General features: G+C 51.1%; 10 protein-coding genes and 1 pseudogene. 1 reads left to right on the top strand and 10 read right to left on the bottom strand.

Features of this window, described 5'->3' with window-relative positions; genetic code table 11:
* Positions 1–76: 76 nt before the first annotated feature.
* Positions 77–610: a lipocalin family protein gene (locus IPF95_15585; protein ID MBK6476106.1), complete on the bottom strand. Its 534-nt coding sequence runs from the start codon at positions 608–610 to the stop codon at positions 77–79.
* A gap of 554 nt (positions 611–1,164) precedes the next feature.
* On the opposite strand from IPF95_15585, the gene IPF95_15580 reads away from it, so the two are divergent.
* A complete protein-coding gene (locus IPF95_15580; GenBank protein MBK6476105.1) occupies positions 1,165–2,166 on the top strand; it encodes an IS110 family transposase in 1,002 nt (333 codons plus the stop codon).
* A gap of 254 nt (positions 2,167–2,420) precedes the next feature.
* Here the strand turns inward: IPF95_15580 and IPF95_15575 are convergent, their stop codons facing one another.
* The 9 genes and pseudogenes from IPF95_15575 to IPF95_15535 form a co-directional block, all read right to left on the bottom strand.
* Positions 2,421–4,112 (bottom strand): SBBP repeat-containing protein, encoded by a 1,692-nt coding sequence (locus IPF95_15575; GenBank protein ID MBK6476104.1) that lies wholly within the window; start codon positions 4,110–4,112, stop codon positions 2,421–2,423.
* A gap of 206 nt (positions 4,113–4,318) precedes the next feature.
* Positions 4,319–6,256, bottom strand: a complete 1,938-nt coding sequence (locus IPF95_15570) for a tetratricopeptide repeat protein (protein MBK6476103.1) — start codon at positions 6,254–6,256, stop codon at positions 4,319–4,321.
* A gap of 310 nt (positions 6,257–6,566) precedes the next feature.
* Positions 6,567–7,292 carry a hypothetical protein gene (locus tag IPF95_15565; GenBank protein MBK6476102.1) on the bottom strand — a complete coding sequence of 242 codons (726 nt, stop codon included), beginning with the start codon at positions 7,290–7,292 and terminating at the stop codon, positions 6,567–6,569.
* A gap of 194 nt (positions 7,293–7,486) precedes the next feature.
* Positions 7,487–7,780, bottom strand: a complete 294-nt coding sequence (locus IPF95_15560) for a sigma-70 family RNA polymerase sigma factor (protein ID MBK6476101.1) — start codon at positions 7,778–7,780, stop codon at positions 7,487–7,489.
* Positions 7,781–7,814: 34 nt separating this feature from the next.
* Positions 7,815–8,561: an SDR family oxidoreductase gene (locus IPF95_15555; protein MBK6476100.1), complete on the bottom strand. Its 747-nt coding sequence runs from the start codon at positions 8,559–8,561 to the stop codon at positions 7,815–7,817.
* Positions 8,562–8,803: 242 nt separating this feature from the next.
* Positions 8,804–9,703 carry a phospholipase A gene (locus tag IPF95_15550; GenBank protein ID MBK6476099.1) on the bottom strand — a complete coding sequence of 300 codons (900 nt, stop codon included), beginning with the start codon at positions 9,701–9,703 and terminating at the stop codon, positions 8,804–8,806.
* Between the two features lie 377 nt (positions 9,704–10,080).
* Positions 10,081–10,761, bottom strand: a pseudogene (locus IPF95_15545) (OmpA family protein).
* Between the two features lie 11 nt (positions 10,762–10,772).
* Complete coding sequence (locus tag IPF95_15540; GenBank protein MBK6476098.1) at positions 10,773–11,576, bottom strand: OmpA family protein; 804 nt, start codon at positions 11,574–11,576, stop codon at positions 10,773–10,775.
* A 713-nt stretch (positions 11,577–12,289) separates the two neighbouring features.
* On the bottom strand, positions 12,290–12,769 hold the full coding sequence (locus IPF95_15535; protein ID MBK6476097.1) for an MgtC/SapB family protein: 480 nt from the start codon (positions 12,767–12,769) through the stop codon (positions 12,290–12,292).
* Between the last annotated feature and the right edge of the window lie 375 nt (positions 12,770–13,144).

The raw sequence follows: 13,144 nt of genomic DNA, 5'->3' as shown, positions 1-13,144 counted from the left end.
ACATCAAAAGCCCTGGAGCGATCCGGGGCTTTTGCGTTTGGCTTGCCGCAACACGACGTATGGTTAAGCACAAGAATTAGTGCTGCCGATCATGTGCAACCCAGATCAGGTCTGCAGTGTGATAACCGATCTCTTCTGCGATCTTCAAATAGTTATCTCTCACATCTTGCGGAATGGTTGTTTCTCGGGATAGGATCCAGAGGTAGTCCAAGCTTGCTCCGGCAACTAAGGCATAGCGGTATTCTGGGTCAAGCGCAATTACATTGTAGCCTGCATAGAACGGTCCGAAGAAGGACACTTTGAGCATTGCCGTATTTTCACTACCAGCAAACTTTGCCTTGCCGATCGCTTGCTCCCATTTCTCTTTTTTTGTGTTGTATCCATTATTGTCAACTTTAATGGTGCCATTCTCATTCAATGAATACTCTGCGGTGGTATTACTCAGATCACGCTCGAATTTGAAATCCAACCGAGCGATCTCATACCATTTACCAAGGTACTTTGCTTTGTCAAAGTTGGTAACGGCCACCGCTCCTTCCGGTAGTGTAGAACACGATTGAAGCCCGAGCAAGGAGAATAGGATGAGTAGTGTGGCTATTTTGGTTTTCATTGGTCAACTGGTTAAGGGTGCTTTCGATTGCACATAACGTTCCGGATCTTAAAAATTTAGCAATCGCGCTGCGCACTCGGTTCTAGTTTATCCAATTCTTGCGATAGGATCAAACCTGTGTCCGGTCTGTAGCGTCCAGGCCATTGACACTTGATGGTGCGAACAGAACGTGGAATGGCAGGGTCCACTAAACACGGGAGACACTGACAACGTTTAGTTTTGCGTGAGGCATATGCCATATATTGTGTTAATGACATTTTTCATTCACGCCAAGATCGTCAATTATTTCTTCCGCAGACTCTAGTATTGCATCGTCACTAAGGAACTATTTTCTTAGATGTCGATAGATCACTGAAGAGAACTGAGCCAAGCCAGGGGTGAACCAACTCCGCAGCTAGGGTTAAAGCCCTAAGAGACTTATGGGTACCTCTGGCTTTCTCAGGTCTAAGGCTCGGATAGAATGCTAGGCGTAAGGGCCTATTAGAGTCATGGAGCATCGGACCTGTCGCTCAGCCTCAACAGCGATCATTTGTTGAACCTCAAAGTAAACGAAAATGAAGCATTGGATCGGTATCGATGTGAGCAGTGCAACCTTGGATTTCGCATTGCTCGATGAACACGGTGTTCACTTGGAGAGCTTGCAAGTAAGCAATGGTCGTACAGCCGTAATGACGCTAATGAACAGCTGGAAGAAACGATACGGAGTTGACACCGGGGAATGCCTAGTGTGTTTGGAACCTACCGGGCACTATACGTTGATGTTGCTTAATCTGATCGTGGAGCAGCACTGGCATGCTTGGTTGGCGCACCCGCTCGATATACAAAAGAGCATGGGCATCAAGCGTGTGAAGAACGACAAAGTGGACGCTTTGCGGATCGCGCAATACGCACGCACATTTCGAGAGAAAACACGTTTGTTCACAGCACAGAACCTCAAGCTCGATAAACTCAAGCACCTGCTCACACGTAGGCAACACTTGGTTCGCGTCAGAGCCATGTACAAGAAGCATCTCTCGGACCTGAACCGCTACATGGACAAGGACATTAAAAAGGCGTTCGACCAACTTGACAAGCGTTTGATCGTTGCTTCGGATCGTGCCGTGATACGCGTAGAGCAACTGATCATGGCACAGATCAAAGCCGATGATATAACCAGTGAACAATACAACCTGTTGCTCACGATCCCTGGCGTAGGCCCACAATTAGCGAGCTATTTGATCGCGCTCACCGATGGCTTCCATCGATTTACGAACCCACGCGAACTGGCATGTCATGCTGGTGTAGCTCCATTTGAGCGTAGTTCTGGTAGCAGTATTCGCGGACGAACGCAAGTATCACATCAAGCCAACAAGATCCTTAAGACCATGCTCCACATGGCTGCACTTGCCAACGTGCAACGCGAAGGAGAATTAAAGGTCTACTTCCAACGCAAAGTATCTGAAGGCAAGAAGCCGATATTGGTTGTCAATGCGGTCCGTAATAAGATCATCCATTGTGTTTGCGCCGTGATCCGCAACAACCGGCCCTATGAGCAGCGGCAATTAGTGCAGAATTGATCGGATTGCCGTACTTCGTATGTCGTGTCCAAACGGAAGCAGGCTCTGCTGAAGAGCAACCTAACAGGGATAGGCATGATGGCAACGGCCAACAACATGGATCAAGGGTGGGCCTCATCCTTGGTTCATGGCTGGAGTCCTAATGCCTGAAAAAAACTTTACGTTATGCTTGTTTTTAACATAGAATAAGTCTGTCAGCCGTTCGGCGGACTACCCTGAAATACTTTAGGATGAAGACCGTTAAAAAGTCTCGTTCAACGCTGCACTACCATCCGCCCGTGAGCAACGACCGAGCCCTTGTGCAAAAGCGAGTAAGCGAATACGCCTTGTGGAACGAGTTCCAGCGCATGGCTTGTGGTGGGTGCAAAACGTTCATGGTACACTACCGCGCCCAACGTGTTCACAATGCGCAGTTCGGTGAACGGCTGTTCACTTTGCATGGTGAATGTCCCGTTCGATGGGTTAGGGTAGCACATACTCGTTGCTGCGTTGCGTTCGGTCAAGCTTGTCGGGAAGTTACCGCTCCGTGCCACAAAGAGTGCGCTGCTACTGGAGGTCGCAAGGTCCATCACGGGTAGACCGGGGAAGCTGAGCGAATCCTGGAAATAGCCTGCGAGGTAGAGGTTGCCACCACCATCGCGACCCATGCCCCGGATACCTCGCGGATATTGGTAACGCGCTGCGTGGTAGTCGCCGAGAACGCCACTGCTGTCGTACCGTGCAACAAAGAGGCCGTAAGTGCCGCCGATGCCGGGGTTGGGTACCACATCATCGAACTGGAAATTGCCTTGGTGCCAACCGGCCACTACGATCTGCTCCGGACCTTCCAAGAGCATTGCTTCAATGTCATGGTCGTATGTCGAATTGCCTAAGCGCACACCCCACAAGAGGTTTCCTTCTGCCGTGTACTTCAATACCACATTCCTATATGTTCCAAGGCTGCCAGAGAAGTCAATGCCCGGTATGCCCAAGTACCCGTAAGAACCCTCGCGGTGCACGGCGATGTAGATATTCCCTTCCGCATCCGCAGCAAGGGCCTGTGCATCATCATAACCGTAACCGCCGATCTGCCGTGCCCATTGGTAGTTACCATCGAGGTCGTACTTCGCAAGGATCACATCGTGCGCCTGTCCGCTGAGCTGTTGGTTAATGATGGTATCGGTCTCGTAGAAGATCGTATCGCCACGGGCGCGCAGACCCAAATAGAGATCACCCGCCGAGCTAACCGTAAGCTGTTGCCCCTCCACAGCACCATAGCTCCAATGCCGTGTGCAGTCCGTACGGCGGCTCCAGATGCCATTGCCATCGGGGTCCAGCTTCATCAGGAAGCTCGTGTAGTATTGGCTGCAGCCATCCAACGTGGGCAGGCCAACAACTTCCAATGTGTACTTGAAGGCGCCGCTCAGGTATATGTTGCCATCACTGTCACATGCAACAGCATTGCCGTGCTCGGCATGGCCGGACTGGAAATCGTTGCTGCCAAAACGGTGGCTCCACAGGAAGCTGCCATCGGCTCCGTTCACTTTCGCAACAAAGATGTCCATTGCACCCACGCGCGTATGCGTATCCGCACCAAAGGTGGCCGTAGGACTGTAAAAGGTTCCCGTGATCAGCACGTTGCCTTCGGCATCCAATGCCAAGTCGCTCGGATCGTCGAAATCCGTACCACCACCGTGCATTGCCCACAAAGCCGTTCCGCTATTGTCATACTTCACTATGAACACATCGCTCTGGCCCACACTGGTGATCGGCGGCAGGTTACCAAAGCTGGCTGTTCCGTAGAATTGGCCGGTGATGTAGCTGTTGCCCAACGCATCGGTGGCCATGCCTTGCACATCGGGTGTACTCAAGGTACTGGTGTCGCTTACGCTCCAGTTCCATGTGAACGGCTGCGCGTTAGCGGCTGTAAAGAAAAGCCAGAAGAGTAGAGCAGTTTGAATTCGCATGTCGCAAAGGTATCCTGGCTCGTTGGCGATACGAAGTCTCTGCACACACTATTGAAGGAATGGTTCACAGGTGGTTCCTTAGATCCGTTGGCCGTTTTCCGGAACATTAGATCCATCGTGCGCATCCAATTTGTGCTGGACGATTAGTAGGGTGGTGCACTGCTCCCGAACGTTCGGCGTTTTCGTTGCGAGCGAGCGGTTAAGATCTAAGCCAGCTGAACAAAGTACATCTCCAATTCCCCCTTTCCCTTCGCCTGCACTTTGCCGCGTGAGGTGAATGAAAGCCCCGGTTCATCCTTCACGAGTGCATAAGTCGCCTCGCTGATGTTAACCTGTCCAACTTCACCGCTGCTCTCCATGCGGCTGGCAGTATTTACCGTATCGCCCCAGATGTCGTACTGGAACTTCTTGACGCCCACGATACCGGCCACCACCGGACCGGTATGGATACCGATTCGGATCTCGAAGTAGGGGAGGCCGGCGGTGATCTTGTGGGCTTTTCCCGCGGCGATGAAGTCGCGCATTTCGAAGGCCGCTTTGATCACATCAGTGGCGTGCGTGCTATTGGGCGTAGGTAATCCACCGGCGGCCATGTAGGCATCGCCGATGGTCTTTATTTTTTCAAGCCCATGCTTCTCGCAAATGTGATCGAATGCACTGAAGCATTCGTGCAGGTCTTTTACAAGTTGTTTTGGGGTAAGCACTTCGCTCATAGCCGTGAAGCCTTTGAAATCCGTGAAGAGCACGGTGACCTGATCGATCTGCACAGCCTCTGCCGAACCTTTTTCTTTCAATTCTTCTGCTATTTCTTCTGGTAGGATATTGAGCAAGAGTTCATCGCTGCGCTTTCGGGCTTTGCTGATGCGGTTTCGTTGGAAGAAAAAGGTCCCGGCCAATAACATCATCAGCCCGAATCCCCCGATAAATGCATTGCGTTGCAGGTTCTTGCGTCGGAGTTCCTCTGTCGCTACCGCATCTTTCTTTTCTTGCTCAGCAGTAAGTAGCGCTTCTTTCTTGTCGAACTCATACTCGAAGCTCTGGCTCATCATGCGCTTCTTGTTATCATCGTTCGTCATGCTATCGCGCATGGTGATGTAGAGTTCGTGCATATCCAATGCTTCGCTTTTCCTTCCCATTGCCTTCAGCACCGTGTAATTGATCTTCGCGGCATCGCGCCAATTCTCCAATACCCCAGCTATTTCTGCTGAAGACAATGCCTTACGCGCGGCGTCGAGTGCAGCGCTTTCATTGCCTTGCAGATGATGTGCGCGCGCCATTTCGCTGTAGATATTGGCGATCTGCATAGGGTCTTCCTGCCGCTCGGCCAATACCAAACTGCTGTCCAGATAGGCCAACGCTTTTGGGTAGTCGCCTTGGTCGATGTACACGGTACCCAAGTTTCCTTGCACGACCTGTATGCTCAGGACATCGTTGATCTCACGCGCAATGCCCAAACTCTTGATGAACTCGGCGCGTGCATCGATCAGCCGCCCCTGTTTCTGGCGTGTTATACCAATGCAGATGTAAGCTTCTAGGGCGCATTGACGGTCACCGATACGATCGGCCACAGCGATCCTTCGATTGAAGTATTCAAGTCCTCGTTCGAGATCTCCTTGTTCGTAGTGCGAGACGCCGATGTTACCCAGCAGTCTTGCGATCAAATTACTGTCATTTTCAGCTTCGGCGATGCGAAGTCCTTGCGTGTAATAGTCAATGGACTTCACGTGGTCGCCTTTGTAGGCAAGGGCATTTCCCAAACTGTTCATCACCTTCGCCTTACCGCGGTTCTGGCCGAGGCGTTCATACAGGTCGAACGCCCGAAGCAGGTGTGACTCTGCACTGTCCCACCGGCTCAACCGGTTGTTGAATGTGCCGCAAAGTATATGGGCCTCGGCGCGTTGTGGATCCAAGTGGTGTTCTTGAGCGAAATACAGTAATTCACGTGCCAGTTGTAGACCACTGTCGGGCGGAGCGCTGTAAATGATATCACGTACCAATTCGATCCCTGCATCAAAGCGCGCAGTATCCGGTATCCTTTCATCCGACCAGATCACCTGCAAACTATCGCGTTGCACGGTGCTCTGGTTTTGCGCCAAGCAAACCATACCAAAGGCATTCAGCAGGAGAGGCAGAAAAGTGCGCATTGCTCTAAAGTGGATACAAAGTAGATCGCGCACTCACATTTTCAATGCACCTGTCCTTTTCAAATTAGAGATGGGTTGAATTGAGGCAGTAAGAGAAGGGTTTCGGCAACGTGGGATATCAAGGGATCTTGTGCGATCCGTTCCAGAAATACGTCGTAGTGCGTTCTCTCTGGCAAAAAACTTAGTTGGGCAAAGCCAATGATTGCGAAGAGTGTAGTACATGCCGAATTGAACAACAGGATTAACAAGGTGTACAAGCTTGGATCGTGCGCTTTCAATCAATGCTGGAGGAATAGAAGCGTGGTGCCCTTCACAATACCCGGACCCGCTTCACCACCCGAACGCGTGCCTGCACATCGGAATAATGTGCTTCAGCGATGGTGGCATCGCGCATCGGCAGCAGGGTGCTCCATGCGGAGTCCTTTTCACTCGGCTTGGCCGTAATGGGCAAGTGATCCAGTGCCAACCACGTATTCTGGTCGACATGGAAGGATACCGTTCGTGTGTGAGAGGTACTGTTAAGACCAAGTTTTCCCGTTACGATCAGTTTGCCGTTCTCGGTCCGGTTGAGAGCGGTGTCAATGTCTCCGAATGAATTATCCCTTGGCCCCGCGTAGAGACTGATGCGCATCGGATCCAACTCCTCCCGATGTTCGGGGATCCGCTCTAGGGGTATGTGGATCTCGACTTCCAGAACCAACGGCGAACCACCTTCAACATGCCTGATCGGCGCATCAAGCAAGAAATAGCCGGCGATGATCACAATGGCGCCCAACGCTATGCCCACGGATGCGCCCACTGCTTTCCAGAAATGTGCCCATTCCACAGCGTGCATCAGGTAACTGACCAACAGACCGAACAAAAGACCCATAACGAAGGCGCCCGGTCCTAAGAAGAAGAAGATGCCCATACTTCGCCCACCGTCCTGATCGCTGACTCCGCATTTATCCGCCACATAATTGGTTACAATAATGGAGGTGATCGCAGTTATGAACGCGGTGAGCAAAGCGACAACGATGGCGATCTTCCAGGACATGGAGAGGGAGTTTATCGGCGAAACTAGTTCAGCTTAATGGACTAGTAGGGTCCCAATAAAGAGATAGTCGCTTACGTGTTCCTTAGAAACCTTCACACCACCCATTGTTCAGGAACAGGCACTTCCGAACAGAGGAACCACTTCAACTACTAAAATATCCATCGCTCAGATCAATAGGAATTCCAACCGGATGATCATCCTTGTGACGATCTAACGCCACGCTCCTTCAACTCCGCCATTACGATGGAAAGCTGTCTTTCGAACTGTTTACGCTTACCATCGTTAATGCACTGCTTCCGCAAATGAGACACCATCACGCGGACCATGGGCAGCACGGTTATGGGTAGATCGCGTTTCGCAGCCGTTCCCCACAACTCTAGACACGTACTGCTTAAAGCCCGTTTTGCACACGGCACACCGGTGAACCGCAAGGCAATTCCATAAAGCATGGGAGCATGCTTATCATAAAGCTCATCAAAGGTGGGCATGTTCAGGTGAGAGAGTTAGTGTGGTAGGGTCCCTTTATTGGGCGAGGTATCCACCATCCACATTGTAGTAGGATCCTGTAACGAACGAAGACTTTTCCGAAGCGAGCCACAACACCAGTTCGGCCACTTCTTCGGGTGTGCCCATGCGTTTCATGGGGTGTAGTGCAGCAATGCCCTCCATTTCCTCCTTTTTCAGGTTCTGATCCAGCAACGGTGTTTTAATGAAACCCGGTCCTACAGCATTCACGCGAATACCTTGTGTGGCATATTCCAGCGCTGCATTCTCCGTAAGGCCAATGACACCATGCTTTGCCGCAACGTACGCGCCGGATGATGGGAAACCCACTTTGGCAAGGATGGATGCCATATTGATGATAGAGCCGCTTTTGTTCTTCAGCATTGCAGGGATCTGGTAGCGCATGCCATAGAAAACACCACTCAGGTTGATGCTGATGACCTTGTCCCAACCATCTATCGGGTAGTCTCCGATCATGGCCTGTGGTCCTCCGATGCCCGCGTTGTTCACCGCGATATCCAACCGACCGAATTGCTTTACGGTCTCTGCCACCATGTGTTCACAGTCCTTTGGGTTGGATACATCCGCCTTCACCACAGCACCCTTGCCTCCGTTCTTCTTCACTTCCGCGAGTACCCGTTCCGCCCCCGCCATATCCATATCGGCCAGCATAACACTGGCTCCACTGCGTGCGAAGAGTAATGTTGTTGCTTCTCCGATCCCGGAACCTGCGCCGGTGATCAATGCGGTCTTCTTCTGTAACATCTGTTTGGTGGTTTAATGATAGATAGCACACGGATCAATAACGACCCAGCTTTTTCATTTTAGCCGGCAAAACCGTGCCGATCTTCGAACGCCCAGAACCACGAAGAAGTCCTATGAACCAACGGGGTGATCGTTGCCGATTTTGCCAACTGCCCGATCCTTTTGCAGTGTATGCAACGGATAGAACAGGATGCTAGTTGCGATTTGCAGCTATGCAGGTGGGAGATCTTTGGACCTAGACTTTACAACCAATCCAAGAGCGAAACGCCCAAGCCAATGGTGGTCTGCCGGTGGTCATAGTCCAACAGGTTCTCGCCCTTCCCGTGGAACACTTGGAGGTGCGCCTTCAGGTGGCCGCTGATGGTGAAGGACCAGTCGCCCTGCAATGAACCTCCCTTGAACGGTGCATCTATGAACGCGCTGCGGACCTGCGCGGAAATAACGTGGCTGCGATGCTGGTATATGAAGATCATTTCGCCATTGCCTATCAGCCCGGTTATTCCGGGATTATCATCATTCTTTCCTTCAGGAAAGCGCCACCAAGGCCGCAGCAATACGGTAAAACGTCCGCGCTCCAGTCCCACTTGCCCAATGACGCGATTCCAACTACGGCTGTTCGGATCCGGGCTTCCATTGCTTTGGTGATCCAGCCCGCCGCTAAGCATGCGCACGCGTAGACCAAGGAGTCGGATATTCAGCGGAAATACCACCATCACTTCAGGCTCGAAATTCGTATCGCGGAACGGACGGCTAAGGTCCTTGTTATACACTTGCCAGCGCGAGCTTTGCGTGTACGAAACCCAAATATCACCCTTGTTCTTGAACAAGCCTTGCACCACCTTGGTCTTGAAACTGAATTGGAACTTGCACTCCACCGCATTCAACGCAATGGGCTCCGGATCCGTAGGTATGGTCTGGTCCGAGCGATAAGGTCTCCCATTCGGTGCACTGCTCCAATTAAAAGGAAGCACGAACACGGGTTTGTAGGAGGTAAGAACGAAGGTGCCATTGCGCACACTGTCCACAAGTTCCCAGCGCGAAGCCAAGGTGTGCGTGTCCTTGAGGAATTCATTACGTGCTTGCGCGACTGCATAGGTGCACGAACCAAAGGCAACACAGAAAATAACACTGCGGTATGTCATTATCCCCTGTTCGCGAACGCGCAGCAGTGATCGAAGCGAGATGATAAAAAGCAATGGAGTTATTGGTCAGGTGGATCGGATCATGTCCTTGGTAAGAGAAGATCCAGCGTTGTTCTACGGATCGCGGTTGAAAGATAGAACACGGATGGCGTATCAACAGTAGACCTCTTGCTTCATCCGTAAAGGAACTTCGGTGCTGAACATGGCACTGAAGAAGGCGGTGCCATTCCTATTTTTGTTCATTCAATGCGAAGTTCACAGATGCGTGATCCACTTGTTGATGCTGGATGGACCACAGAATGCAACAGCCCCAGAATTCCATGGGGCTGTTGCATTGCATACGAAGAAGATCGAAGTTCGGAGAAAAGGTCACGGAACTAAAGCTCGCCTTTCTCAGCAGCCTTCTTCATTCGCTTGTTCGCGAAGATGGCGATATCCACACGGCGGTTCGCCGCTTTTCCTGCATCCGTAGTGTTCTCTGCTACGGGTTGGGTTTCACCGTAGCCGCTAGTGCTCAAACGGCCTACACTAACTGTTTTTCCCATCAGGTAGTTTCCTACGCTCTGCGCCCTTCAAATGGATAGTGCCTGGTTGTGATCATCACTCCCATCCGCATCCGTATGGCCTTCAACAAGGATATCCGTATCGTCGTATTTATTCAACGTGGTTGCCAGCTCATCCAAGTTTGATTTCGCAGTACTGCTAAGATCGCTTTGATCCACAGCGAACAATAAGCCGCTATCAAAGGTGATCTTGATCCCTTCGCCGACACGCGTTACCGTAGCGCCTTCAAGATCGCGTTGTAATTCCTCCGCCTGCTTATCCATATGTCGACCGATAAGCGCTCCTGTGGTGCCACCAACTGCGGCACCGATGATGGCTCCGATAGCAGTTCCATTCTGGCCAGGGAATTGATTCCCGATGACCGCACCGATCCCGGCACCTGCACCGGCACCAATGGCCCCGCCTTTCACACCTTTGGATGTATTACACGCTGGAATAATGGTCAATAGACCGATGCAAAGCGCTAATGCGCCAGTTGTTATGCGGATGTTCATGTTCGTTTGGTTCAAGGTGTTTTTGGTTTGGTGGATGCGGGTCCGGAACCCACGATCTCAAAGAGTTCGTCAAGCTTCGGAACGAGTATGATCTCTGTGCGGCGGTTCTTTGCGCGGCCTTCAGTTGTTGCATTGCTGGCGATAGGCATGTACTCACCTCGTCCTGAAGCCTGCACGCGTTGTGCTGGAACAGTATATGTGTCAGTCAACATCCGTACTATGCTTGTTGCACGGGCCGTGCTCAGGTCCCAATTATCCTTGAAGTTGCTCGTTCGTATGGGAATAGTGTCGGTATGGCCTTCCACCATTACACTGATATCCGAGTTGGCTCGCAGAACATCAGCGAGTTTGCTCAACGCTTCTTTGCCCTTGGGATCTACCTTGGCACTACCGCTGGCGAACAACAATTGCTCGCTCAAGGTCACGTATACTTTACCATCTTTCAGGGTTACGCTTAGGTCCTCAGCTTTGAAGTTGATCAATGCATCACTCACTTTTTTGCGTAGACGATCCATGGCTTCATTCTGTGCATTCAGGCGACGGTCCAATTCATCCATGCGTTGCGCTTTTGTCTTAAGCTCTGCTTGCGTTGCGCTCAATTCGCTTTTGCGTTGCTCCAATTCATCAGCCGTAAGCTTGGCATAGTCCTGCAGACCATAAAGCTGAGTGCGCAAAGCATGATCCTCAGCGGCCATAGCGGTACTATCGGCTCGCAAACGATCTACCGTATCAGTAGCCGAAACATACTTTCGTTTGCTGACGCAACTGGTCGCCATTAATGCGACAAGTACAAGGGTAGGGGCTAGAAGGCGCATGCCCTCCATTAGCGAATGGTGTGCCTGGGGGCTTCTCACGCTGAAGCTTACCTTATTTTTTAGGCTGAGCTTCGCTTGCATGCATTATTACGACTAGTCCACCTTATTCAAAGAGTGAGGTGGCGATGACACGGATGGGGCAATCCATTCCCCTTTTGTTGTGAAAACGGCATGGATAAAGAATTAAGCTTAGCAACGGGCAGCAGCGTGGAATGCCGTCATAACATACTGCGTATCTGGACGGTCCTATTTAATGTAGTGTTACACGACCCTTTTCATTGGTCTTCAGCGCGGCATCCTTGTTGCACGCAACCATCACCATGGAAAGTAACAAGCGTGCAGCCAAAAATACCGATAGGCTCTGGGGAAGACCCAGATGGCGGGGGAAAGAACTGAGTGCGAGAACGTTCTGGCTACTTTGCATAGGAGTGTTCGCAGTTGCGATAGTCGCCATCTATTACTTCTTCAAGCTTGACGGGCCCGTCTCATAAAAAGGATGTACTGATCACGACAGGATACGGTGGATAGCATCGCTATATCATTCGAATGACCATCTAGGTTCTTCTGTCGGAAGTCGTCTTCAATTCAACTGAGCTGCTAATGGCTGCATCACTGGAACTGGGATCAGGTTAAAGGTGTCCATCCAATAGCCAATTCGTCGAGGATTATCTTGTTGCTAGCATTTCACGAACGATCAAAAGATGTGCTCGGGTTCATTTATCGATCTCATCATGGATCATTCTTCGCTCGAATATGCCCATGAAGTGATTGATCACCCATGCAAGTAGTGCCACGCCAACAGCAAGAACATATAAATGAAGCGCTACTGAGATGCCGATACCTGCGCTTAGGAGAAGTGAAGCCGCTGTGGTCAAATTCTGCACTCCATTTCCATTCGAGGATCGCATTATGGTGCCGGCCCCGATGAAACTGACCCCGACCACAATAGCCTCGAACACACGTACAGGATCAGTGGTGATCTCCACATTTTCAGATAGGCTGGTGTCGTAGATGGTAATGACGATCTTGCCCAGTAGTATGAATAGTGCAGCAACCGCACCGATCACCATATTGGTGCGTAGGCCAGCTGGTTTCTTATCGAGTTCGCGTTCCAAGCCAACTGCGCCCGCGAGCAGTGCTGCAATGCCTACATCAAGCAATATCCAGAGCTCTCTTTCGTATGCATAGTCCATGGTCACAGACCAACAAAAAGCCGACCGCAATAATAATGCAGCTCGGAATTAGTCCATGAGGATATACATCAGCTGCGTGGTTCAAGATCGTATGGATAGTTCAGGCAGGTTGTATCGTGAGCGGAAAATGGGTCGCGGTACTGTGCACCCATCGTTGTCTTATAGTATCTGAAACAATACCGATGGTAGTACTCATAGAGCAGAGGTTACCGCGATCTTCCGTTTCGATATCGGTCGTGCATGGAATGCCTTATCGAACCCGATGAGCTAGCACGCTTCATGATGAGAACGCGCACGTAAACAGATCGGAAGGGAAGGGGTTGCAGTGTTAGGATCGGGAAGTGGAAGAACAATTCCTACGAGGAATATGGTCGT

This window comes from Flavobacteriales bacterium, assembly GCA_016704485.1.
In the GTDB taxonomy this organism is placed as follows: Bacteria; Bacteroidota; Bacteroidia; order Flavobacteriales_F; family PHOS-HE28; genus PHOS-HE28.
Note: the sequence above shows the minus strand (reverse complement) of the source record. Positions and strands in the feature narration are given on the sequence as shown.